This is a genomic window from Thermococcus alcaliphilus, from assembly GCF_024054535.1.
GTDB lineage: Archaea > Methanobacteriota_B > Thermococci > Thermococcales > Thermococcaceae > Thermococcus_A > Thermococcus_A alcaliphilus.
In genome coordinates this window covers 26,341-50,629 of the sequence record NZ_JAMXLV010000022.1, presented here as the reverse complement: position 1 = coordinate 50,629, position 24,289 = coordinate 26,341, and the positions used below count along the sequence as shown (strand labels likewise).

Below are 24,289 nucleotides of genomic sequence, written 5' to 3'. Positions count from 1 at the left end.
GTGTAATCACTCTCGGTGATATAAATGGGGGCTAGCGAGTTGAGAAAGCTCGTTATATACGAAGTCTTCCCAAGAAACCACACTGAAGAGGGGACTCTAAAGGCCTTGGCTGAAGATTTGGAGAGGATAAAATCCCTCGGCGTGGACTTTGTTTGGCTGATGCCCATATACCCAATAGGAGAGGAAGGCAGAAAGGGTTCTCTTGGTTCTCCTTATGCTATAAGGGATTATAGATCAATAAATCCCGAACTGGGAACGTTTGAAGACTTTAAAAAACTCGTGGAAAAAGCTCATAGGCTTGGGCTTAAGGTTATGATAGACATTGTATACAATCATACCTCGCGAGATTCAAAGCTTTTGGAAGAGCATCCCGAATGGTTCTACACAGTTGATGGCAAGCCTTCAAGAAAGGTTCCGGACTGGAGCGATGTTTACGACCTTGACTACTCCAACAGAGAGCTCTGGGAATATCAAATAGAGACCTTGAAGTTCTGGGCTAAATACGTGGATGGGTTTAGATGCGATGTTGCTCCTCTTGTGCCCTTGAAATTCTGGGAGAAAGCCAAAAAAGAAGTTGCCAAGATTAATCCCAACCTCATCTGGCTGGCTGAGACGGTACATCCTTCTTTTGTCAAGTGGCTGCGGGAGAGGGGATTTAGAGTCCACTCGGATGTTGAGATGCACCGGGTATTTGATATTACTTACGACTACGATGGAAGAGAGATGCTGGAAAGGTATCTGCGGGGAGAGAAAAGTCTATCAAGCTATATTGACTACCTCTACGTTCAGGATACTTTGTATCCAGCGGATTACGTTAAGCTTAGATTTCTGGAAAATCATGATTTACCAAGGGCGGCTGGGATATTTAAGGATGAACTTCGCCTGAGGAACTGGACGGCCTTCATGTTCATGCTAAAGGGGGCTATGCTAATATATGCAGGGCAGGAATATGCTATTGAAAACCAGCCAAGCCTCTTTGAAAAGGACCCTATTCCCTGGGAAAAGGGAAATGAGGAGTTTTCATCTTTTGTCAAGAAATTAATCGAGATTAAAAAGTCAATCGATTGCAACGATCAAAGAGTGTACTTGGCGAAGGAAGGAATTGCGGTTGTGGAGTGCAAAAATGCAGTTGGAATTTTCAACCTAGAGGGCAAAATTGGAGAGATAGAGATTGAAGTTAAGGGAATAGACCTTCTGACAGGTAAAAAGGTTGAAAGCAAAGATGGGAAGATAGAGGTCCCCTTTGAGCCGGTAATAATCCATCTTTGATTTTCCTTTTAAATCAATAAGATTAAAAACTATCGGGAGAATATTTCAATATGAGTCTCTCTTCAAGAGATGTCCCTTTCCCAAGAAAGATTCCCCTGAGCCTTGTCACTATCAGGCCTGCTACCCTCTTTGACCTAAGTGAGGTTATGCGCATTGAGAGACAGTCCTTCAGGGAGCAATATCCGAGAGGGCTGTTTTTGATGTTCCTTGAGGCAAATCCCGAGACCTTTCTAGTTGCAGAATACAACGGGAAGGTAGTGGGCTATGTGATGGGATATCTAAGACCAGACATGGAAGGTCACATAATGAGTATAGCCGTTGATCCTCTTTATAGAGGGAATGGGATAGGCAAGGCTCTTATGGAGGTTGTTATAGACAGGTTAATAAAACGAGGAGCTAGGTACATAGGACTTGAGGTCAGAGTCAGCAACGAGAGGGCGATAAAGCTCTACGAAAGGCTAGGCTTTAAGAAGATGAAAATCATAAAAGGCTACTACTCCGATGGCGAGGATGCCTACTACATGGTTCTCACACCAGACGCATGGGGGGACAGGAGTTGAGTGAGTTCAAATTTTACCTAAGCGGAGATAGGGTTTTCAGCACGATGGAGAGTGCTATAAACAAGCTCTACAACAAGCGGCACTATGGGGAAGTTGTAAATGGCAAGCTTTTCCTTTCTCTTATTGAAGCTGCTTATCTGTTGGACAAAGGATGGATTAAAGTTTTTGACGGTGAAAAAGAGCTCAGCGTTCAAGAGCTTTTCGAAATTGGAAGGAAAAAAGATGAGCAGTTTGATTTAAAGTTTTTGGTTTACAGGGATCTTAGGAATAGGGGGTACACTGTGAAGACAGCTCTCAAATACGGTTCTCACTTTAGGGTGTACCGAAAAGGAATGGAGGAGCATGCGGACTGGCTAATCTGGGTGGTAAGTGAGAACCAGAAGATGTACCCAAACGACTTAACCGCCAGGGTTAGGGTTGCCCATGGGGTTAGAAAAAAGATGGTTCTGGCGGTGGTCGATGAGGACAATGACGTGGTTTATTATCACATAGGCAGAATAAAATTCTAGTCTGCTTTTATCTCCCTAAACTCCCTCCTTAAGAGGTTTGCGTGTCTTTTTTCAACAGCGCTCTCATCCAAGGGAACCAAGATTATCGTGTTGTTGAGTAGGGCGTAATCGTTCAATGCTGCTAGGAACTTAAAGACCGGCTCAAACCCATTTTCTACCATGAGATATTCGATTCCATCTAGTAAAATTATCTTTGGAGTATCTCCCGACTTCATGAAGTCTACTAATGTCTGCAGAAGGAACTCAAGCCTTAGTGGGTGTATATTTCCTTCCCCATCTATTTTTGTGAGCCATAACATTGGGGTTTGCTCAAGCTTTAGCTTTTCTTTAAGCACATGCCTTGGTGTTCTGGAGACAATAAGTCCTGCTCTTCCTTTCAACAGATCCAGCAGTAATGAGTTGCAATCTCCTGTTTTGCATAGATACACCCCAGGGGCAAATTTTTCCTCTTTCCCCTCTATTTCTATCACTGGAGAGAGCTTGTATCTTGATACGAGGCTCTTTAATAGGGTCACCCATCCGAGAAGAAGGAAGAGAAGTGCAAACGTTGTTAAACCATTTCCAGCTGTGTTTAAGAGCATTTTCTCTGAAGGGTTCAGAAAGAGAATTCCAGCGTCATATAAATCAAGGAACATGAAGACAAACTTTGATAGGGCTGCCATGGCAAACCCCACTATCATGAAGTCATAGAATCTTCTAAGCGTGGGGTACCTAGCTATGAACCTCCTTCTATACTTTATTCCGACTATTGTTAAGCCTATCAGCAATAGCAAGGCGGTTAGTGAGAGGGTTGCAGTTATGACGCTCATCCCCTCTCATCTCCAGGAATGAGTAGGCATATAGATTTAAATACCTTTCGTTAGAAAAAGTTTAAAAAATAAAACGAAAATAAAAAGTAGGAAAAATCACTTCAAGAATCCGGTCTTCTTTCCGAGATCTTCGAAGGCATCTATGACGTACTGCAGGTCTTCCTTGCTGTGGGCTGCTGAAGGCTCAAGCCTTATTCTTGCTGTGCCTAATGGGACTGTCGGATAAACTATTGCCTGGGCAAAGATGTTGTATTCATCGTAGAGTCTTCTTGAGAACTCTTGGGCTAGCTTTTCGTCATATAGCATTACCGGTGTAATTGGGTGCTTGGTGTTTCCTAAGTCATAGCCAATGTCTCTAAGTCCCTTTTGGAGGAAATGGGTGTTGTCCCAAAGCTTTTTAACGAGCTCATCGCTATGTTGGAGAATCTCAACCGCGGCAATAGCGGCAGCAACATCAGGCGGATTCAAGGCGGATGAGAACAGGAATGGTCTTCCTCTCTGCTTTAAATATTCTATTGCCTCCTCTGGCCCTGCAACATAGCCACCAATGACACCAAATGCCTTGCTTAGGGTTCCCATTTCAAAGTCCACTCTGTCGTGGAGCTTGTAATGGTCAACAATACCCCTTCCATGTTCACCTAAAACACCCTCACCGTGGGCGTCGTCAACGTATACCATAGCATCGTACTGTTCCGCTAATTCCACGATCTCGGGGAGTGGGGCGAGGTCACCGTCCATGCTGAATACACCATCAGTGACAATAAGCTTCTTTTTCTTGTCTTTCACTTCTTCAAGCTTCTTCTTGAGGTCTTCCATGTCAAGGTGTTTGTAGATAACTTTTGGCGCACCGCTTAACCTCATACCATCGATAATGCTCGCGTGGTTTAGTTCTTCGCTAACAAAAACTCCATCCTCACCTTTCTTTATGAGGGCACTTATTGCCCCGAGGTTTGCATTGTAGCCGCTCTGGAAGAGAATAGCAGCTTCTCTCTTCTTGAACTTTGCAAGTTTTTCCTCAAGCTCCACGTGGAGCTCCATTGTTCCGGCTATCGTTCTAACAGCTCCAGCTCCAACGCCATAGTCAAGAATAGCTCTTATAGCCGCTTCCTTAATTTTTGGATGTGCTGCCAAACCGAGATAGTTGTTGGAACACATATTCAGAACTTTCTTTCCGTCCACAATCACCCAAGGGCCTTGGGCGCTCTGGAGAACTCTAATTCTTACATAAAGTCCTTTTTCTTTAAGTTCATTAAGCTCTTCGGTAATCCAGTCAAGCTTTGCCATTGGCACCACCAAGTAGAATATTGGTATTTCTCACCTATAAAAGTTTTTCATGCATTTCAATAAACAACGGACTAACACCAGTCTCCTTATTGATGAAGTTTGGAAATTCTTTGGAGGGTTCCAAAGAGTTTAAATATTCTCGTGATTATAAAGTGTTTAGGTCACGATAACAGGTGGTTGCAATGGCTGAAGAAGTAAAAGAGGTTAAGGAAGTTAAAATTCTTGAAAAACCGTGGGTTGAGAAGTATAGGCCTGAGAGGCTTGACGACATTGTAGGGCAAGATCACATAGTGAAGAGGCTTAAGCACTATGTTAAAACCGGCTCGATGCCGCATCTTCTCTTTGCAGGCCCACCTGGGACGGGAAAAACGACAAGTGCTCTTTGTTTAGCTAGAGAGTTATTTGGGGAGCACTGGAGGCACAACTTTCTCGAATTGAACGCGAGCGATGAAAGAGGTATAAACGTTATCCGTGAGAAGGTAAAGGAGTTTGCAAGGACAAAGCCGATAGGAGGTGCAAGCTTTAAGATAATCTTCCTTGATGAAGCCGACGCTTTAACCCAAGATGCCCAGCAAGCCTTGAGGAGAACCATGGAGATGTTTTCTAGCAACGTTAGATTTATCTTGAGCTGCAACTATTCATCCAAAATCATAGAACCCATTCAATCAAGATGTGCGATTTTCCGCTTTAGACCGTTAAAAGATGAAGATATTGCAAAGAGGTTAAAATACATAGCTGAAAACGAAGGGCTCGAGCTAACCGAGGAAGGTCTTCAAGCGATACTCTACGTGGCTGAAGGTGACTTAAGGAGGGCAATAAACGTTCTCCAGGCTGCAGCTGCCCTAGATGTCAAAATAACCGATGAAAACGTATTTTTGGTTGCAAGCAGGGCCAGACCAGAAGATGTTAGGGAAATGATGCTTTTAGCGTTAGAAGGCAACTTCCTCAAAGCTAGGGACAAGCTTAGGGAGATACTTCTAAAGCAAGGTTTAAGCGGAGAAGACGTTTTGATTCAGATGCACAAAGAGGTGTTCAATCTTCCAATAAGTGAGCCGAAGAAGGTTGCCTTGGCTGATAAAATAGGAGAGTACAACTTCAGGCTTGTTGAGGGAGCAAATGAAATGATTCAGCTTGAAGCTCTCTTGGCTCAGTTCACACTGCTTGGCAAGGATTAGGTGAGCCCAAATGCTGCCATGGGTTGAAAAGTATAGGGCAAGAAGGCTCGTGGAGATAGTAAATCAAGAGAAAGCGTTGGAGAAGGTTAAAGCATGGATTGAAAGTTGGTTTCATGGAACGCCCAAGAAAAAAGCTCTCCTCCTTGCCGGTCCCCCTGGTAGCGGGAAGACTACCACAGTTTACGCTCTAGCTAATGAGTATAAATTTGAGGTAATTGAGCTCAACGCAAGCGATGACAGAACTTTTGGTAAAATAGAGCGCTACCTCAATGCCGCCTATACAATGGATGTCTTTGGAAGGAGGAGAAAGCTGATCTTTCTTGATGAGGCGGATAACATAGAGCCTTCGGGGGCAAGAGAGATAGCGAAGCTCATAGACAAGGCGAGGAATCCCATAATAATGTCCGCCAACAGATACTGGGAGGTACCATTGGAGATAAGAAACAAAGCAGAAATAGTGGAGTACAAGCGTTTAAGCCAGAGGGATATTTTAAAGGCTCTCTTTAGGATTGTAAAAGCGGAGGGTATTTTCGTTCCTAAAGAAGTCCTGCAGGAAATTGCAAAAAGGGCTAGGGGAGACTTAAGGGCAGCAATAAATGACCTCCAGAATATCGTAAGCGGCGGCGTTGAAGATGCCGAGCTTGTTCTGGCATATAGGGATGTTGAGAAGTCGATTTTTGAAGCTCTAGGCATGATATTTGCCACAGATAATGCAAAAAGGGCAAAAATGGCCCTCATGAACCTTGACAATACCCCAGATGAAGTTCTTCTCTGGATTGAAGAAAACATTCCCTATGTGTATTACAAGCCAGAGGACATTGCGAGGGCATATGAGGCCATAAGCAGAGCCGATATATACCTTGGAAGGGCAACAAGAACAGGGAACTACGGTTTGTGGAAGTATGCAATAGACATGATGACCGCCGGAGTTGCGGTTGCCGGTGTGAAGAAAAAAGGCTTCTTGCGCTTCTACCCACCAAAAACCCTTAAAATGCTCAGGGATACCAAGGAAGAGCGCTCTATTAGGGACTCCATAGTGAAGAAGATAATGAAGGAAATGCACATGAGCAAACTTGAGGCAATTGAAACAATGCAGATATTCAAAGCCATATTTGTTAACAACCCGGATGTTGCAGCTCATATAGCAGTTTTTCTCGACTTAGGGGATAAGGAGATTGAGTTCCTTACTGAGGATAAAGAAAAGGTGGCAAAGATCAAAGGGAAGATGCTGGCCATTCATAGAAAGTTGAAGGAAACGAAAACGGAGCTTGAAGTGAGAATTGAAACAATTGAAGCTGAGACTATAGATGAAGAAGAAATCAGTGAAGAAGGGCCAGAGGAAGAAGAGGTTGAAGAAGTTGAAGAAGAAATAGGGGAAGAAAAAGAAGCTGAAGAAAAGCCCGAGGAAAAGAAAGAGAAGAAAGGCAAACAGGCAACTCTATTTGATTTCCTGAAGAAGTGATCAAAGAAGTTCGATATCGGCACAGACCTTAAAGACATAGGGTTTGTAGTCGGAGACTTTCTTTATCCTTACATTACATTCCTTTCCGAGCTCTCTGCACTGGGAGATAATTCTTTCTTTAAAGTCCTCTATTTTGCTTTCGTGAACAAAATCATAGTAATGAACCCACTTTTCGGCTTTCTCAAGTGCCAAGCGGAGAGCATCAACACCTTTTGGGGTTGGGCTTATAACCCTATCAAAAGTCCCAAGCTTTGGAACAACGTCAAATACATTCCCTTTGATGATCTCTATGCTACCCTTGAGTTTATCCCTGTTTAACTGAACGTTTTCAATGCCGAGCTTTACGGCATCTTCGTTTAACTCTACGGCTGTTATTTTAGCGTTTTTGTATCTTGCAATCACGAGGGCATAGGGTAGAATTCCGGCAAACATCAAGAGAACTCTCTCCCCATCTCTTACAAGTTGAGCCAATCTGTACCTCTCTCCCTTCATTCTGGGGTTGAAGAAGGCTTTGCTTAGGTCAACTTTAATTTTTACACCGTTTTCTTTGTGCACTGTTGTGAGTCTCTTTTCTCCCCATATTATTGAATAGTCCCTTATCCTGAAGACACCTCTGTGGAATCCTTTCTTCGCTATCACCTTTAGAAATGGATGCACCTTAAGCAATGCCTCAACTATCTCCTTTTCTCTGTGCTCTATTTCCGGCGGGATTTGAATTATCGCTATGTCCCCTATGACATCGTAACGCCTGAGGAAGTTTAGCTCCTCTTTAGTAAACTTGTCCTTTAAGATGCTCTCAAGGTTTTTGTAAATTTGTCTCTCTGGTCTGAAAGGAAGCTCAATATCTACAACCTCAAATCCAAGATTTTTGGCTTTCTCTGGGTCTGTTATAGGAAAGAGAATGTTTTCTTCCTCTCTTCTTGGTCTTCTCTTTCCATCATAAATCCCCACTCGCTTAAGAATCCTCTTTGCCTCTTCTGCTTCACTCTTCTTTACTCTCACCGCTGGCATGGTTTTCTCCCTCTAGCAGTGCCGCGAACAATTTTTGGGAAACCTCTTTAATGAGCTCCTCTTCCCTCTTTTCCTGAAACTCTTTCAAGAGTGTTGTCTCTTGAGTTTTGTCTAGGACGTTTGGAGGCAAATATAAGATTAGCATTGACTCGTTGGAGATTACGTAATCCTTCAACGAGAACAAAAACTTTGCAACGGAAGAAAAGTCGTTGTAGAGGATTAGATACTCAATTCCCTCGAAATACACAACTGCTTTTCCACCTTTTTCTCTCAAGAACCTTAAAATAGCATCTTGAATAACGTGGAGCTTTGTAGGATCTCCTGCACCTTCTTTCTCTAATCTGCTCAGCCATATAAACTTATCCGGCTCCAGCTGGTACTTTCTTATCCATAACTCCTTTTGAGCCCTGCTCACAACAAGGAGTCCGTTTGAATGTCTCGACAAAAATGTCAGAGCATGAGGGCTTGCCGGCTTTTTAAACACATATGCCCCAGTTATTGGTGAAAGCGATATTTTTTCTGGGTATTTTCTTGGTTTTACTTCTTGGGGGCTTAGAGCATTGAGATAGTAGAGAACGGATGAAACCAAAATTATGTAAGAGAGGGTGTAGAAAATTGCCATTACAAACCATAACTGGATTTCAGTTAGAGAATCGATCACAACCCCAAGTGAGCCCGCGGTGAAAAGGGAGGTGGAAATTAAAAAGTTTCTAGCTAAGTTTTTCCCCGGCTCCTCGATGTTTTTGTAGTAATAGAACGCTCTTATGCTGAGGGCTATTCCTATTGCTGCAAGAATTGAACCCGCTAGTACTCCATAGAGATTCATGTACATTGCTTCTCCCTCTAGGTTAGAGTAATCTAAGGCATTATTTAAATACTTTTCATTTCCAATAGGGCTCCCGCATGAGAATAGCCTTTTTAAAAATTTCAATAAGTTCCTCATCGGAGGCGTTGTTCCTTATTGGAGTTAGGATATCTACGAGGTCATCCCTTCTCAAGAGGCAGGTCTTTAAATGGCCCGTTGAAGTGAGCCTTATCCTAGTGCAGTTTGCACAGAATATTGTGTTGTGCATTGACCTAACGACTTCAACCTCGGCGATGCCGTAGTCTGTGGGAATAAAGTATTTCTTTCTCCTGTGCATTCGTCTTTCCTTTACATCCATCGCGATCTCCTCAAATTTCTCTTCCAGAGGTTTTAGCGGATAAAAATACTTTTTGAAAAACCATGAGTCCTCCATCTCCCTTGGGACTTCGATTTCAATTAGCTGAAGAATGGCGTTTTTCTGGGCAGCGTAGTTTATCATATCCCATATCTCCCCGTCGTTGAGACCTTTCATGACAACCATGTTAAGCTTAACTGGATAAAAGAGCTTGACGGCTTTCTCGATTCCTTCAAGAACTTGGGGAAGCACGTCAAATCCTGTAATAGATTTATATTTTTTTCTGTCAAGGGTATCGAGACTTATGTTTACTCTATCGAGTCCAGCTTCTTTTAATGGCTCTGCCAGTAGCTTCATTGTTGTTCCGTTGGTGGTCATAGATAGGTCTTCAACGTAAGGCCGTATTCTCCTCACTATCTCAACGATATCTTTTCTAATAGTCGGCTCCCCTCCAGTTAGCTTGACCTTTTTTATGCCAAGCTGGGACGCTATTCTGACTATTCTTTCTATTTCTTCTGGTTTCATCTCTTGGAAGCTGAGGGTTTGCCCCTCTCTGTGGCAGTAGAAGCAGTTTAAGTTGCACTCATTTGTGAGAGAAATTCTCAGATTTGTCACCGGTCTTCCAAAGCGATCCACTAAAACCATGCGCTCCCCTCTATTACTTAAAACATCATTGCTTTAAAAAAAGATTTTGGGTAAACAGTTATGTTAACCACAAAAGCTGCGAAAAGTAAAAGAACAATGAGGGAGTATATAATGTAGGGGATGAAGGTGGACACAAATAAAATTCGTGAACTTGTTAAAGAGGCTGAGATTCTCCACAAAGAGTTTCAGAAGGGCTTTCTTCGTGTATACTCCCTTTCATCATCATGGGAGTTTGAAGAGTTAAAAGACCTGGTGTCCGAGCTTTATGGCATTATTGAGAGAAAATTTGATATAGCGTCTCAAATAGGAAAGGCATCTTCTCTTCTTGGGGGAGACTTTGAGCGGCTCGCAAAAGAGCTTCAAAAAAACGAACATCAAATGAAATTTCGATTAGAGGAACTCCTTCTTTTAGTTGAGAATCCGAAAATGAGCTTCACTGAAAAAGCCAAAATAAATGCATCCCTCCAGAGGTTGTTGCAGTTTTATAGGGTATATGATTACTCAATCACCCAAACAATTCAAAAGCTAACTGGAGAACTTGAGGGGCTTATATTTATAAGTGAGGAGAGGAAACTACCACCGGCCAATATTGTTGACAAAATAAAAAAGATAGAAAATTTGGATGAGAAACTTGAGCTCTTAATCTCATTCATCTACTACCTCTACACCAATCCCTCATGGGTTCATAAAGTTGAAGAAGCCTTGAGAGACTGGCATTCAAAAGGATTACTGTGGGTTGAGGTGAGAAATGTAGAAAAGAACAGCGGTGTTGAGAGAGAACATGCTGCTAAAATCCTTGAAGGCTTAACGCTCATTGGTGTTGTGGAAAAACGGGAAAGAGGTGGTGAATATGTCTACAAACTCAGAGGTTTCGGTGAGGATTAGAGGGATATACAGCACGGCTTTGACAAAGTTGCTCCTCGATGAAGGCTTTAAGATAAGCCAGCCAAGTCAGAAGATCGCTGAAAGACTAGGCATTGAAAAGGTCTACGATGAGTTCGATGTGGATATTCAAGACAAAAAAGACTCCCATGGTGTGGTGCTGGTTGGAGAAAAAGTTGAAGAAGTTAAGAAGGTTTTTGAGGAGAAGTTTTTAGACGTTTTCTTTAGAAAAATGCCCTACCAGCTTTACGGCATATATAAAGGAATCGTTATCAAAAAGGACGAAAGATATGTGTATGTGGACATAGGGAATGCAATTGGAACTTTGCTAATAGAAGAGTTTCCAGATGCTGTTGAAGGGGACGAGGTGCTTGTTCAGGTCAAGAAAAACAACCTCCTTCCTCATTTGAGTGTCTTACTCACTATACCAGGGGACTATGCAGTGCTTATTCCAAAACCCGTTGGAACCCAGAGACATGTGAAAATATCAAGGAAGATTAGGGATCAATCAGAGAGAGAAAGACTTAGAATACTTGGATTGAGTGTCGATCTTGGAGAATGGGGGGTTTTGTGGAGAACGGCAGCTGCGTATAAAGATTGGAATCTCCTACGGGATGAGCTAATAAAGCTTTCAAAGATCGCTGAAAAGCTGAAAGAGGCTGAAAAATACTCTGCTCCTGCCCAAATAGTTGAGGGCAGAGACATCTACGAGGTTGAATTTGGCGGTGCGGCAAAGGCAAAGCTTGACGACATAAGAAATACGGTAGTCCCTACGATAGAGGGCCATCACAAGTTTAAGGCATATGATCCCGAGTTTGGGTTTGCCGTTGAAATTGGAGAGGGAATTCTAAGCAAGATTCCCTCTCAGAGAAAAAAGGTTAGTGAAGGCTTTTTAGAGGCATTAATCAACAATAAGGGGCCAAAGCAGGGATGGCTTTTCAGGTTTGAGCACGTTAAGCCAGACGGTCAAGTAATCAAGATAGGCCCAGGGGAAGTGGTTGAGGTTTCTCTAAATCCCCTAAAGCTGAAGGTAAGAAGGAATCTAAAACCCGGTAGATTCTATGATGGCTTGGACTTGCCAATAGAAGCTGGGGATTATGCAATAACTGAGATTGAAGAAGGAAAATGGTGGTTTAAGCATAGCTATTATGACAGAGATGGCAACCTAAAGGGAGAATACTACAACATCTGCACCCCAGTTGAAATATATCCAGATAGGGCAAGATACGTTGATTTAGAGGTCGATATCGTAAAGTGGCCTGACGGGAAGAAGGAGATTGTAGACAAAGAAGAACTCAAGAGGCACTACGAAGATGGGGTTATAAGTGAGAAGCTGTACAAGGCTATAGTAAGATTGACTCAGGAGCTTTTTGAAAAGATTTAGTTTTTTCCACATCTTCTATTCCTTTATCCGTTATTTTAAAGTAAACAATGCCCCCCTCTGGTTTGAATCTATGTCTCTCTAAAACTGCAATTCTGAAGCCATCTCTTAGCTTTTCTAATCTGAGGATGTCTTTACACTTATATCCCAAGGTATGCTCTGCTATCGGCTTTAGGAGATTGTGCTTTGAGTCGAAGTAGACCTGATTTACAACAATAACTCCCAGATTGTATTTTCTTGCAAGCCAAAGCAGAATCTGAAGTTGCTTTCCGAGGTCAGCGGTAACTGCACTTTTGTTTTCCTCTATTCTATAGTGGTTGGTTATTGAATCCACAACAATCAGAGAGAATTTTTCATTTACGATCTTTTTAAGGCCTGAGACAGTTTTTTTCTGCTCTTTGAAGTCAAACGGTTCAAATACGAGAAACTTCTGGAGGATTTTTTCTTTGTCAAGTCCTCTGGTTTCAGCCATTGTGGCTAATCTCTCGGGGGAGAACCCTCCCTCAGTATCTATATATGCAACTTTTCCATCATTTAAAAGGCCCACCTGCATTGCTAGAGTGGTCTTTCCAGTAGCAAATGCACCGTATATCTGAGTTAATACACCTCTGCCTATTCCCCCACCTAGTAATTCGTCTAAGCTCTTACTGCCGGTGGTTAGCATTATCCACACCGCTATACTTCAAAGGGCTTTCCAACTTCTGGAACTTTTACCAGAACCCATATCCTTCTCTCTCTGAGCTCTTTAATTAGCTCTTCCACGTTTCCTTCACTGTAGACGCCATAGTGCATTGGTATTACTATTTTTGGTCGAACTACTTCAACTATGTTTGCTGCCTCCCTCACGTTTGCAGTTGACCTTCCGCTTATTGGGACGAAAAGGACATCTATTTTGCCCCGGAAATTTTTGAAAATCGGGCTGTAATATGTATCTCCGGGATGAAAGAGTGTCTTTTGTTCATTGGATATAATGTATCCTACTGGGTACTGGCTTGAGGGGTGCTCCATAAATATCGCCTTTACTTTAACCCCGTTTTCAAGTTCTATTTCCTGTCCTCCTTCTATCTCCATGACTTTGGTTATTCCATCGCTTATTGCCATTAGATACACAGGTTTGGGCCCTATTACAGTTGCATCTCTAAGTCTCGCCAGAAGGGGTGTTTTGCCGTAGTGGTCTATGTGTTCATGGGTAACCAGTATGTAATCGATGCCATCTATGGCATCGTCATTGACATATTCGTAGGGGTCTATCAGAATTTTCACGCCATTTATTTCAATCCAAAAACACGCATGACCATACCAGATAATCTTCATAGGCGTAGCCTCCGAGAATAATAGATTGAAACTCCACTTAAATCTTTCCCATCAAACGTTGGTTTTATAAAGGGATTATCATTATTTCGATTTGAAGGCATATGAGAGGATTAATAGTCAAAGAGCCATTTGCTTCTTGGATTGTGGAAGGAAAGAAGATATGGGAAATTAGAAAGAGCTCTACCAAGATTAGGGGAGAGGTCTACATTATAAACAAGGGTTTTGCAATAGGAAAAGCTGAACTTGTGGATGTTCTGGGGCCTTTCACACCCGAGGAATTAAAAGAACATAAAGAAAAGCATCTAGCAGAATATGAGTTCCTAAAGGACTATTCAAACGGTAAGAGACTTTACGCGTGGGTTTTCAAAAACCCAGTAAAGTTTGAGAAGCCATTGGAGGTTATAATGCCTAAAGGTGCTCAAATATGGGTTAATATCAGGGGGTTCAAGGAGTGAGGAGATACTTTTTTCTACCTCTGACCTTGCCTTTCTTAATTCTCTTGATTTTCTTGTTGCCTATCCTTTTCATACTCTTTGCAGGTACAATAACACTGGCATTTCAAAAGTTGGGACTTCCTCTTCCTGTTGCCTTTACGCTGTTTTGGGCTTCATTAATAGGAAGCTTCATCAACATTCCGGTTAAGGAGATCAGAAGCTATGGGCCAATTGTTAGAGTTGCCAAAGTGTCGTTTTTTGGCATTACTTATCCCGTTCCATACGTTGACTGGGGTGAGCAAAAAACAATAGTGAGTGTTAACGTTGGGGGAGCTCTTGTTCCCCTAAGTGTGGTTCTCTACGAGGTATTGAGGCTTATAGTCCTTGAACAAAATGATCTTTTGATTAGAGTAGGAGTTGCTGTTCTTATCTCGATGATAATTAGCAAAGCCTTTTCAAGACCTGTGAAAGGATTGGGTATAGCGATTCCTACTTTTGTTCCTCCATTAGTCGCTGCTCTCCTTGCCCTCACCATAGGGGCTCCAAACAGACCGTTGGTGGCATATACAAGCGGTACAATGGGTGTCCTCATAGGAGCTGATCTGTTAAACTGGGACAAGCTCAAAGATCTCGGAGCTCCAATGGTTAGCATAGGCGGTGCTGGTACTTTTGATGGTATTTTTCTTGCTGGAGTTATTGCGGTTTTGCTGGTATGAAAAAGGTATTAAACGCTAAACCTATTTTCTTTGGGGTGATTGTGATGAAAGTAGTGCTGGGAAGTGGGGCTTATCACATGGCCGAAGAGGTTAAGATGAAGGCAAGCAAATACAGCAAGGAAGTTTTGGATGTGGAGATAAAGAAGTTCCCCGATGGGGAAAAGTACGTAAGGATTCTTGGAGAGGGAAAGGAAGCTGTTGTTGTTCAATCTACCTTTAATCCCCAAGATGAGCGCCTTATTGAGCTACTCCTCCTAGGAGATGCACTTAAAGAGAAAGGATTTGAGCATCTTAAGGCAGTGGTGCCATATTTGGCTTATTCGAGGCAGGATAGAGTTACCAAAGAAGGAGAGCCGATAAGCGTTAGAGCAGTTATGAAGGCTCTTGGTATCTATTATGATGAGCTTTATGTCTTTGACCTTCATAATCCAAAAACTCTGGAATACTTCCCGGGGAAGGCAGTTAACTTAAGCCCTGCCAGAGCTATAGCCGAGTACTTTGGGGAAAAGCTTGGTGACGGGTTAGTTTTAGCTCCGGACAAGGGTGCATTGGAGAGGGCAAAGGCTGTTGCGGAGCTTCTTGGTTTAGAGTTTAGCTACTTCGAGAAGAAGCGCATCTCTCCAACTGAAGTTCAGATGACCCCGGTGGAAGTTGACGTGAAAGGGAAAAACGTGCTCATAGTGGATGACATCATAAGCACTGGGGGCACTATGGTAAAGGCCGCTAACATACTACGGGAGATGGGCGCTGGAAAAATATTTGTTGTTGCAACCCATGGGGTCTTTGCTGAAGGGGCTATTGAGAGAGTTAGCAAAGCAGTTGATGAACTTGCCGTGACCAATACTATACCCACTCCAGTTTCGAAGATAAGTCTTGTGGAAGACATTTTGAGACTTTAATGTCTTTTAATGCCTTCTTTTTATTTTGAGTAGAGGATTTCTCATGTGTAAATGGTATGGTGCTTGTTTTTTAGTGCGGGTTTAGATGCATATGCCAACTAAGAAAATAGCTTGTTGTTTTTATCATTTAAATGTTCAAAATTCGTAATAACAAAACTCAATTTTAACAGCTTTTTTACTAAAAATATGGCCTCCCAAGGCTTTGCAAAAATTTTTCATTGTGGGGGTCTCGAGCTATAGGGTGGAGCGCCCGAATAAGGGCGCCCAAAGCCCAGGCATAAAACGGCGGCGTCGAGGGGAGTGGGTGCAAAGCACCCAACAATGAACCCCGCCCTCCAGCCTTGGGCACAACAAAGTGCGCTCCCGAGGAAACCCGAAAGGGGACCCCTCGGGGGTAAGGCAGGCCCAACACCCCGACCAAACCCCGGATGGGTTTTATGGTACTCCCCTTCGAGGGGAGTCCCACCGGCCGTACTCCTAATAGCAATTCCGGTTGATCCTGCCGGAGGCCACTGCTATCGGGGTCCGACTAAGCCATGCGAGTCAAGGGGGTGTCCCTCTGGGACACCACCGGCGGACGGCTCAGTAACACGTCGGTAACCTACCCTCGGGAGGGGGATAACCCCGGGAAACTGGGGCTAATCCCCCATAGGCCTGAGGTACTGGAAGGTCCTCAGGCCGAAAGGGGCTTTTGCCCGCCCGAGGATGGGCCGGCGGCCGATTAGGTAGTTGGTGGGGTAACGGCCCACCAAGCCGAAGATCGGTACGGGCTGTGAGAGCAGGAGCCCGGAGATGGACACTGAGACACGGGTCCAGGCCCTACGGGGCGCAGCAGGCGCGAAACCTCCGCAATGCGGGAAACCGCGACGGGGGGACCCCGAGTGCCGTGGCACCGCCACGGCTTTTCCGGAGTGTAAAAAGCTCCGGGAATAAGGGCTGGGCAAGGCCGGTGGCAGCCGCCGCGGTAATACCGGCGGCCCGAGTGGTGGCCGCTATTATTGGGCCTAAAGCGTCCGTAGCCGGGCCCGTAAGTCCCTGGCGAAATCCCACGGCTCAACCGTGGGGCTTGCTGGGGATACTGCGGGCCTTGGGACCGGGAGAGGCGGGGGGTACCCCTGGGGTAGGGGTGAAATCCTATAATCCCAGGGGGACCGCCAGTGGCGAAGGCGCCCCGCTGGAACGGGTCCGACGGTGAGGGACGAAGGCCAGGGGAGCAAACCGGATTAGATACCCGGGTAGTCCTGGCTGTAAAGGATGCGGGCTAGGTGTCGGGTGAGCTTCGAGCTCGCCCGGTGCCGTAGGGAAGCCGTTAAGCCCGCCGCCTGGGGAGTACGGCCGCAAGGCTGAAACTTAAAGGAATTGGCGGGGGAGCACTACAAGGGGTGGAGCGTGCGGTTTAATTGGATTCAACGCCGGGAACCTCACCGGGGGCGACGGCAGGATGAAGGCCAGGCTGAAGGTCTTGCCGGACACGCCGAGAGGAGGTGCATGGCCGCCGTCAGCTCGTACCGTGAGGCGTCCACTTAAGTGTGGTAACGAGCGAGACCCGCGCCCCCAGTTGCCAGCCCTTCCCGTTGGGAAGGGGGCACTCTGGGGGGACTGCCGGCGATAAGCCGGAGGAAGGAGCGGGCGACGGTAGGTCAGTATGCCCCGAAACCCCCGGGCTACACGCGCGCTACAATGGGCGGGACAATGGGATCCGACCCCGAAAGGGGAAGGGAATCCCCTAAACCCGCCCCCAGTTCGGATCGCGGGCTGCAACTCGCCCGCGTGAAGCTGGAATCCCTAGTACCCGCGTGTCATCATCGCGCGGCGAATACGTCCCTGCTCCTTGCACACACCGCCCGTCACTCCACCCGAGCGGGGTCTGGATGAGGCTCCGTCCTCTGGGCGGGGTCGAGTCCGGGCTCCGTGAGGGGGGAGAAGTCGTAACAAGGTAGCCGTAGGGGAACCTACGGCTCGATCACCTCCTATCGCCGGAAACCCATCCGGGGGGCTTAAGGGGTGTTGGGCCTGCCTTTTCGTGGGCCGGTAGCTCAGCCTGGGAGAGCGCCGGCTTTGCAAGCCGGAGGCCCCGGGTTCAAATCCCGGCCGGTCCACCACGAAGAGGTGCACATCCCGAGCAACGCTCGGGGTGGAAGGGTCCTAGGCCCCGAATAAGGGGTCACGATGAGGACCGTGCATAGGTGGATTTGGCCCAAAAAATGTCCAGCCTCCAAGTAGGGGGTAAGAAACCTAAGCCGCCTGGTGGATGGCTCGGCTCGGGGCGCCGACGAAGGGCGTGGCAAGCTGCGATAAGCCCCGGTGAGGCGCAGGCAGCCGTCGAGCCGGGGATTCCCGAATGGGACTTCCTGCGGCTTTGCCGCACTCCCACCAGGGAGGGGGAACGCGGGGAATTGAAACATCTTAGTACCCGCAGGAAAAGAAAGCAAAAGCGATGCCGTGAGTAGGGGCGACCGAAAGCGGCACAGGGCAAACTGAACCCTGAGTGGAAACACTCAGGGGATGTGGTGTAGTAGGGCCCTGCGCTGGAGCCTCTCGGGTGAAGCCGAAGTCCGCTGGAACGCGGCGCCGAAGAGGGTGATAGCCCCGTAGGCGTAAGCCCGAAGGCTCCTGCAGGGTTCCTGAGTACCGTCGGTCGGATATCCGGCGGGAAGCTGGGAGGCATCGGCTCCCAACCCTAAATACGTCCCGAGACCGATAGCGAACTAGTACCGTGAGGGAAAGCTGAAAAGCACCCCGGGAGGGGGGTGAAAAGAGCCTGAAACCAGGCGGCGATAGGTGGGTGCGGCCCGAAAGGAATGAGTCTTCCCGAAGGAAATCCCGGCGACGGGAGAGTACGAGGGAAGAGGACCGGGGTTGCACCGTCCGTCTTGAAACACGGGGCAGGGAGTTCACGGCCGTGGCGAGGTTAAGGGGAGAAATCCCCGGAGCCGTAGGGAAACCGACAGGTCCGCAGGCGCTTCGCCGAGGGACGGGGTGTGAAAGCGCCCGGAGTCACGGCCGTGAGACCCGAAACCGGTCGATCTAGCCCGGGGCAGGGTGAAGTCCCTCAACAGAGGGATGGAGGCCCGATAGGGGTGCTGACGTGCAATTCGCTCCCGTGACCCCGGGCTAGGGGTGAAAGGCCAATCGAGGCCGGAGATAGCTGGTTCCCGCCGAATTATCCCGCAGGATAGCCTCCCCGGAGGCAGGTAGTGGGGTAGAGCACTGATTGGGTGTGCAGGGGGCGAAAGCCTCCGGCACCCTGTCAAACTCCGAACCCACTACCGCCGTAGATGGGGGGAGTAGGGTGGCGGTGTAAGCCGTCCACCGAGAGGGGAACAACCCAGACCGGGGTTAAGGCCCCAAAGTGCCGGCTAAGTATTACTCCAAAGGGTGTCCCTGGCCTTAGACAGCGGGGAGGTAGGCTTAGAAGCAGCCATCCTTTAAAGAGTGCGTAACAGCTCACCCGTCGAGGTCAGGGGCCCCGAAAATGGACGGGGTTCAAGCCGGCCGCCGAGACCCCGGCGCACGGACCGATTGGTCCGTGATCGGGTAGGCGGGCGTCCCGGTGGGGTAGAAGCCGGGCCGTAAGGTCCGGTGGACCCGTCGGGATTGCGGATCCTGCCGGGAGTAGCAGCATAGCCGGGTGAGAATCCCGGCCGCCGTAGGGGCCAGGGTTCCACGGCAATGTTCGTCAGCCGTGGGTTAGTCGGTCCTAAGCCAGCCCGTAACTCGGTGCTGGCGAAAGGGAAACGGGTTTATATTCCCGTACCGCGGTGGTAGGTGCGGCAACGCAAGCCCGAGGGGTGACGCCTCGGGGTAGGCGGACCGGTCCACAAGGCCGGCTAAGCGTATAAGCCCGGGGAGTGCCGTAATGGCGAGAACCGGGTGAAAGCGCGAATGGCCTCCCGTAAGGGGGGTTCCGCCGATCCCTGGGGCCCGTGAAAAGCCCCTCGGGAACGATCCACCGCGACCGTACCGAGAACCGACACTGGTGCCCCTGGGTGAGAAGCCTAAGGCGTGTCGGGGGAAACCCAGCCGAGGGAACTCGGCAAATTGGCCCCGTAACTTCGGGAGAAGGGGTGCCTGCGGTTGTGTAAACCGCAGGTCGCAGTGACTAGGGGGGCCCGACTGTTTAATAAAAACACAGGTCCCAGCTAGCCCGAAAGGGTTTGTACTGGGGCCGACGCCTGCCCAGTGCCGGTACGTGAAGCCCGGGTCCAACCGGGTGAAGCGCCGGTAAACGGCGGGGGTAACTATAACCCTCTTAAGGTAGCGAAATTCCTTGTCGGTTAAATGCCGACCTGCATGAATGGCGTAACGAGGTCCCCACTGTCCCCGGCTGGGGCCCGGCGAAACCACTGCCTGGCGCATATGCCAGGGACCCCCGGTGGGAAGCGAAGACCCCATGGAGCTTTACTGCAGCCTGCCGTTGCCATACGGCGGGGGGTGCGCAGCGTAGGCGGGAGGCGTCGAAGCCCGGTCTCCGGGCCGGGTGGAGCCGCCCATGAGACACCGCCCACCCTCTGCCGTATGGCTAACCCGCGAAAGCGGGGACAGCGGTAGGTGGGCAGTTTGGCTGGGGCGGCACGCCTCCGAAAAGGTATCGGGGGCGCCCTAAGGTCGGCTCAGGCGGGTCAGGAATCCGCCGTAGAGTGCAAGGGCAAAAGCCGGCCTGACTGGACCCGTAACAGAGGCGGGTCCAGCCGCGAAAGCGTGGCCTAGCGAACCCCAGTGCCTCCCCGGTGGGGGCCTGGGATGACAGAAAAGCTACCCTGGGGATAACAGAGTCGTCTCGGGCGAGAGCCCATATCGACCCCGAGGCTTGCTACCTCGCTGTCGGCTCTTCCCATCCTGGCCCTGCAGCAGGGGCCAAGGGTGGGGGTGTTCACCCATTAAAGGGGAACGTGAGCTGGGTTTAGACCGTCGTGAGACAGGTCGGATGCTATCTACCGGGGGTGCTGGCCGCCTGAGGGGAAGGCGCCCTTAGTACGAGAGGAACAGGGTGCCGCGGCCTCTGGTCTACCGGTTGTCCTACAGGGCATAGCCGGGCAGCTACGCCGCGTCCGATAAGGCCTGAAGGCATCTAAGGCCGAAGCGGTCCCCGAAAATAGGCGGCCACTCCCTGGCGCAGGGGGTCGGGCGACCGGCCCGTTGCCAGGGACGAGGGCACCCGCAGAAGACGGGTTTGATGGAGCGGGGATGTAAGCGGGAAGGGAAACCGACCCGTTTAGTCTGCCGCTCCCAATAGCCCGAGGTTCTTACCCCCGAAAGGAGGCTGGGCATTTGATAGGCCAAATCCACCTATGCACGGTCCTCAAAATGATTCTTCTCTGTTTTCTGAAATATCGATAAATTCAAAAATTGTGTTCTTGAGTCTTTTCTGGTGATTGTAATGAAATTGCTGGTACTTGATTTGGATGGTACGCTGTGGGATCATTACGATGCTTCTAGACTTGTCCCTCCATTTACAAGGGATGGAAATGAAGTAACCGACGCATATGGGAATAAGCTGAGGCTGTTCGATGGAGTTTTGGAGTTTTTAGAGTGGGCAAGAAGTAGGTTTCTTTTAAGCATTGCGAGTTGGAATATTGAAGAGTTTGTGAGGCCGATTCTGGAGGAATTTGGCATTTGGGAGTATTTTGTCTTTCCAAAAATAGAATACCACCCAAACAAAGCAGACATGATACTTCGAACGTTGAAGCAACTCGAGAGCGAAGGATACAAAATATCAGAAGTTATTTATGTTGATGATAGGACAATTCACCTTGAGGATGTAAAGAAGAGCATTCCAAACCTCAGGTTTATACACATGTGGGTTGATGTAAAGAGCTTCGAGGAGCTTAAGGAGCTCCTAGAAAGCTTATGAGGTGGTCTAAATGGAGCTTTTGGTTGTAACTGACAGAAGGATAGATTATGATGGTTCGGCAATAAGAAGTCACTGGGCCTACAGAAACTTCGGGGTTTTGGGAAATTCTATAGTGGTTTTTAGAGGCAAATGTGATGTAAAAGTTGAGGAAATGATTGATATCGAAGACCTCCGGCAGAAAAAGGAAATTAAAAGCGATGATATGGTTCACTATATAATAGAGGTTTTTGAGTACCCCAACGTTCTTTTAGCCTCTGCTCTCCAGAAACTCTTTATAGCAAAGCTTTGCGAGTTGTTAGAGGGATATGGCATAAAAACTTTCAGGAAAGGAGATGACATCTACATCGACGGCAGAAAGCTCAGTATCTCAATAGCCACAGTTTCGCCGGTTAGCATAAAAATACACATCGGGATAAACGTTGAGGCAAAGGGAATTCCGAAAGGAGTCAACGCAATTGGGCTTAAAGAGCTTGGAATTCTCGATATCCCGGAGTTTATGAAAAAGAGCGGAAAAGCCCTGGCTGAAGAGTTTATCAAAGTGAAAAAAGACAGTCTCAAGGTGAGGTGGGCTGAATAGTTAAACTAGGGGATAGAGAAAAGTAGCCACGAGAGGAACGGCTAGATTGTCATCTAGAAACCTTTGATACTCTGCCAATGTTAGTATCCCGCTCCATATTAGTTTTATTGTGAATGAGTTTTCCGGAAGAACTGCAAATGCTATTAAAAACGCTGTTACAAAATATCCCAAGCTGCCGCTCCAATGTTTTTTGAGTTTTACGTTGTATCCATTTTTTCTGAAGTAATAGAACCTCAGAATGCCTGTAACGCCATCACTTATTGCCATAATCAGCAACACCGCTGTTGCGTATTCTCTTGGGAGAAAAGCAACTACAAAAGAAGCAGAAAAGGCAAAAAACACCTCGCCATAATTCCTATTTATTTGGTACCAGGAGAGTTCTTCTCTCTTTAGATGGAGAATTAACTGGGCCAATGCAAAAGCAAAAGCTGCAAGAGCGAAGACTTCTCTTGGAATTTTTCCAGTGTAATAAAACACTATCGCAGGCGTAATGCTAAAGTGGATTATCTTTCTGTTAACCCAAGCGTATTCTTCTCCGAGCTTTTTTGTAAATCCTATCGCGAGGATAATGATAGTAGCCGCAATGCCAGCATAAAGTAGCCATGCAGGGAACATTGATTTCACCAACCAAGCAATTAAATGTTGGGGAAACTAATATATCTTTTGTCCAGTTTCTTAGTGGTTTCTGAATGTTGAAGACTTTTGATATCTTAGCTAGCCAAAGCTTAAAAAGTGTCTCTCATAATTACCTGCAGGTGAGGGGAATGGTTCATTGGGCTGACTATATGGCAGAAAAGATCATCAAAGAGAGAGGAGACAAAGAAGAGTATGTAGTGGAAAGTGGAATAACGCCGAGTGGTTACGTTCATATAGGGAACTTTAGAGAGCTTTTTACAGCCTATATTGTGGGGCATGCACTGAGGGATAAAGGAAAAAAAGTTAGACACATTCACATGTGGGACGATTACGACCGCTTTAGAAAGGTACCGAAAAACGTCCCCAAGGAGTGGGGTGAATACTTAACGATGCCCGTTAGTGAAGTTCCAGACCCGTGGGGATGTCACGACAGCTACGCGGATCATTTTATGAGTATCTTTGAAGAAGAAGTTGAAAAGCTTGGGATTGAGGTTGATTTTCTAAGGGCAAGCAGGCTCTACAAGAGCGGAGAATACGCAAACGAAATCAGGTTAGCTCTCGAAAAGAGAGAGAAAATAATGGAAATCTTGAACAAGTTTAGAGATATGGCAAAACAGCCTCATTTGCCCGATAATTGGCAACCAGTACAGATTTACTGTCCAAAATGTAGGAAGGAAGCTGAGTTTGTTAAATGGGATGGTGAGTGGAAGGTTTCTTATAGGTGTCCGCACTGCGGTGCCGAAGGTGAAACCGACATAAGAGAGGGCAACGTCAAGCTCCGCTGGCGTGTTGATTGGCCAATGAGGTGGGCTCATTTCAAAGTAGATTTTGAACCGGCAGGAAAGGATCACTTAGCTGCTGGAGGTTCCTACGACACCGGAAAGGAAATAGTTGAGAATATTTTTGGCTGGAGAGTTCCAATGACGCTTATGTATGAGTTCGTTGGCATAAAGGGCCAAAAAGGCAAGATGAGCGGAAGCAAGGGCAACGTTATCCTACTAAGCGATCTTTATGAAGTTCTTGAGCCCGGTGTCATAAGGTTCATCTACGCAAGACACAGGCCAAACAAGGAAATCAAGATCGACTTAGGCTTGGGCTTGCTTAATCTTTACGATGAATTTGATAGGGTTGAGAGACTGTACTTTGGATTGGAGGAAGCTAAAAACCTTGAAGAAGCTGAAGAGCTTAAGAGAACGTATGAACTTTCAATGCCCTCTCTCCCGAGCCGTTTGATTGCTCAGGCTCCCTTTAGATTCCTCGTCGTCCTTGTCCAAATGCCTCACCTAACTGAAGAGAGGATAATTGAAATACTAAAAGAACAGGGTCACGTTCCGGCACAGCTTGACGAGGAAGACCTGAAGAGAATTCGGCTCAGAATACAGCTTGCCAAGAACTGGGTTGAAAAATATGCTCCTGACGAAGTTAAATTTGAGATTCAGGAAAAAATTCCACAAATTGAGATAAGGGAAGAAATAAGAGAAGCCCTTATGGAAGTTGCGGAGTGGCTTGAGGGAAGAGAAAAATTTACAGTCGATGAGTTTAATTCAGTTATATTCAACGCCGCCAAGAAGAGAAACATCCCAAGCAAGAAGTACTTCAAGGTTCTCTACAACCTCTTCATAGGAAAAGATAGAGGACCAAGACTTGCTCCCTTCTTGGCATCGCTCGATAAGGAATTCGTGATAAAAAGGCTTAGGCTCGAAGGCTGATTT

Annotated in this window: 21 protein-coding genes, 1 tRNA gene and 2 rRNA genes; 16 read left to right on the top strand and 8 right to left on the bottom strand. The window is 46.9% G+C overall.

The window, feature by feature from the left end; genetic code table 11:
* Window positions 1-24: 24 nt before the first annotated feature.
* The 3 genes from NF859_RS08225 to endA are packed head-to-tail and all read left to right on the top strand — an operon-like array spanning window position 25 to window position 2,338.
* Complete coding sequence (locus NF859_RS08225; RefSeq protein WP_252743806.1) at window positions 25-1,269, top strand: alpha-amylase family glycosyl hydrolase; 1,245 nt, start codon at window positions 25-27, stop codon at window positions 1,267-1,269.
* Between the two features lie 50 nt (window positions 1,270-1,319).
* On the top strand, window positions 1,320-1,829 hold the full coding sequence (gene rimI / locus NF859_RS08220) for a ribosomal protein S18-alanine N-acetyltransferase (protein WP_252743805.1): 510 nt from the start codon (window positions 1,320-1,322) through the stop codon (window positions 1,827-1,829).
* Window positions 1,811-2,338 (top strand): tRNA-intron lyase, encoded by a 528-nt coding sequence (endA, locus tag NF859_RS08215; protein WP_252743804.1) that lies wholly within the window; start codon window positions 1,811-1,813, stop codon window positions 2,336-2,338. Before rimI ends, endA begins: the two co-directional genes overlap by 19 nt.
* On the opposite strand, the gene NF859_RS08210 is transcribed toward endA, so the two are convergent.
* Window positions 2,335-3,147, bottom strand: coding sequence for a DUF835 domain-containing protein (locus tag NF859_RS08210; protein WP_252743803.1), 813 nt, complete (start codon window positions 3,145-3,147; stop codon window positions 2,335-2,337). The two genes, endA and NF859_RS08210, sit on opposite strands and share 4 nt — an antisense overlap.
* A 96-nt stretch (window positions 3,148-3,243) precedes the next feature.
* Window positions 3,244-4,431 (bottom strand): glycine C-acetyltransferase, encoded by a 1,188-nt coding sequence (locus tag NF859_RS08205; RefSeq protein WP_252743876.1) that lies wholly within the window; start codon window positions 4,429-4,431, stop codon window positions 3,244-3,246.
* A 182-nt stretch (window positions 4,432-4,613) separates the two neighbouring features.
* Between NF859_RS08205 and NF859_RS08200 the strand changes: the two genes are divergently transcribed.
* Window positions 4,614-5,606: a replication factor C small subunit gene (locus NF859_RS08200; RefSeq protein ID WP_252743802.1), complete on the top strand. Its 993-nt coding sequence runs from the start codon at window positions 4,614-4,616 to the stop codon at window positions 5,604-5,606.
* A 10-nt stretch (window positions 5,607-5,616) separates the two neighbouring features.
* Complete coding sequence (locus NF859_RS08195; protein WP_252743801.1) at window positions 5,617-7,068, top strand: replication factor C large subunit; 1,452 nt, start codon at window positions 5,617-5,619, stop codon at window positions 7,066-7,068.
* Here the strand turns inward: NF859_RS08195 and taw22 are convergent, their stop codons facing one another.
* From taw22 to moaA, 3 genes are read right to left on the bottom strand one after another with little or no spacing between them, the layout of a single operon-like run.
* The gene (gene taw22, locus NF859_RS08190) at window positions 7,069-8,079 is read right to left on the bottom strand and encodes a tRNA (guanine(37)-N1)/4-demethylwyosine(37)-methyltransferase Taw22 (protein ID WP_252743800.1); all 1,011 of its coding nucleotides are present in this window, start codon (window positions 8,077-8,079) and stop codon (window positions 7,069-7,071) included. It lies immediately after the preceding gene.
* Window positions 8,051-8,911, bottom strand: a complete 861-nt coding sequence (locus tag NF859_RS08185) for a DUF835 domain-containing protein (protein ID WP_252743799.1) — start codon at window positions 8,909-8,911, stop codon at window positions 8,051-8,053. The genes taw22 and NF859_RS08185 overlap by 29 nt, the downstream gene beginning before the upstream one ends.
* A 49-nt stretch (window positions 8,912-8,960) precedes the next feature.
* Window positions 8,961-9,884, bottom strand: a complete 924-nt coding sequence (gene moaA, locus NF859_RS08180) for a GTP 3',8-cyclase MoaA (protein WP_252743798.1) — start codon at window positions 9,882-9,884, stop codon at window positions 8,961-8,963.
* Window positions 9,885-10,010: 126 nt separating this feature from the next.
* Here moaA and NF859_RS08175 point away from each other — a divergent pair, with 126 nt between their 5' ends.
* A complete protein-coding gene (locus NF859_RS08175) occupies window positions 10,011-10,769 on the top strand; it encodes a hypothetical protein (RefSeq protein ID WP_252743797.1) in 759 nt (252 codons plus the stop codon).
* Window positions 10,735-12,150: a ribonuclease FAU-1 family protein gene (locus NF859_RS08170; protein ID WP_087035907.1), complete on the top strand. Its 1,416-nt coding sequence runs from the start codon at window positions 10,735-10,737 to the stop codon at window positions 12,148-12,150. Before NF859_RS08175 ends, NF859_RS08170 begins: the two co-directional genes overlap by 35 nt.
* Here NF859_RS08170 and radB read toward each other — a convergent pair.
* Together radB and NF859_RS08160 are read right to left on the bottom strand one after the other, a co-directional pair.
* On the bottom strand, window positions 12,110-12,811 hold the full coding sequence (radB, locus tag NF859_RS08165) for a DNA repair and recombination protein RadB (protein WP_252743796.1): 702 nt from the start codon (window positions 12,809-12,811) through the stop codon (window positions 12,110-12,112). The two genes, NF859_RS08170 and radB, sit on opposite strands and share 41 nt — an antisense overlap.
* Before the next feature lie 11 nt (window positions 12,812-12,822).
* Window positions 12,823-13,461, bottom strand: a complete 639-nt coding sequence (locus NF859_RS08160; RefSeq protein WP_087035904.1) for an MBL fold metallo-hydrolase — start codon at window positions 13,459-13,461, stop codon at window positions 12,823-12,825.
* 101 nt (window positions 13,462-13,562) lie between these two features.
* Here NF859_RS08160 and NF859_RS08155 point away from each other — a divergent pair, with 101 nt between their 5' ends.
* From NF859_RS08155 to NF859_RS08120, 8 genes are all read left to right on the top strand, one after another.
* Complete coding sequence (locus NF859_RS08155) at window positions 13,563-13,916, top strand: ASCH domain-containing protein (protein ID WP_087035902.1); 354 nt, start codon at window positions 13,563-13,565, stop codon at window positions 13,914-13,916.
* Window positions 13,913-14,611 carry a DUF1614 domain-containing protein gene (locus NF859_RS08150; RefSeq protein WP_252743795.1) on the top strand — a complete coding sequence of 233 codons (699 nt, stop codon included), beginning with the start codon at window positions 13,913-13,915 and terminating at the stop codon, window positions 14,609-14,611. The genes NF859_RS08155 and NF859_RS08150 overlap by 4 nt, the downstream gene beginning before the upstream one ends.
* Before the next feature lie 44 nt (window positions 14,612-14,655).
* Window positions 14,656-15,510 carry a ribose-phosphate diphosphokinase gene (locus NF859_RS08145; RefSeq protein ID WP_252743794.1) on the top strand — a complete coding sequence of 285 codons (855 nt, stop codon included), beginning with the start codon at window positions 14,656-14,658 and terminating at the stop codon, window positions 15,508-15,510.
* Between the two features lie 486 nt (window positions 15,511-15,996).
* Window positions 15,997-17,482, top strand: a 16S ribosomal RNA gene (locus tag NF859_RS08140).
* 53 nt (window positions 17,483-17,535) lie between these two features.
* Window positions 17,536-17,612, top strand: a tRNA-Ala gene (locus NF859_RS08135).
* 121 nt (window positions 17,613-17,733) lie between these two features.
* Window positions 17,734-20,763, top strand: a 23S ribosomal RNA gene (locus tag NF859_RS08130).
* Together the 16S and 23S rRNA genes with 1 tRNA gene alongside form the textbook arrangement of a ribosomal RNA operon.
* A gap of 127 nt (window positions 20,764-20,890) precedes the next feature.
* The gene (locus NF859_RS08125) at window positions 20,891-21,364 is read left to right on the top strand and encodes a magnesium-dependent phosphatase-1 (RefSeq protein ID WP_252743793.1); all 474 of its coding nucleotides are present in this window, start codon (window positions 20,891-20,893) and stop codon (window positions 21,362-21,364) included.
* A gap of 10 nt (window positions 21,365-21,374) precedes the next feature.
* Window positions 21,375-21,941, top strand: a complete 567-nt coding sequence (locus NF859_RS08120) for a DUF366 family protein (protein ID WP_252743792.1) — start codon at window positions 21,375-21,377, stop codon at window positions 21,939-21,941.
* Here the strand turns inward: NF859_RS08120 and NF859_RS08115 are convergent, their stop codons facing one another.
* A complete protein-coding gene (locus NF859_RS08115; RefSeq protein ID WP_252743791.1) occupies window positions 21,942-22,556 on the bottom strand; it encodes a diacylglycerol/polyprenol kinase family protein in 615 nt (204 codons plus the stop codon). It abuts the gene before it with no gap.
* Window positions 22,557-22,705: 149 nt separating this feature from the next.
* Here NF859_RS08115 and lysS point away from each other — a divergent pair, with 149 nt between their 5' ends.
* On the top strand, window positions 22,706-24,286 hold the full coding sequence (gene lysS / locus NF859_RS08110) for a lysine--tRNA ligase (protein WP_252743875.1): 1,581 nt from the start codon (window positions 22,706-22,708) through the stop codon (window positions 24,284-24,286).
* Window positions 24,287-24,289: the final 3 nt, after the last annotated feature.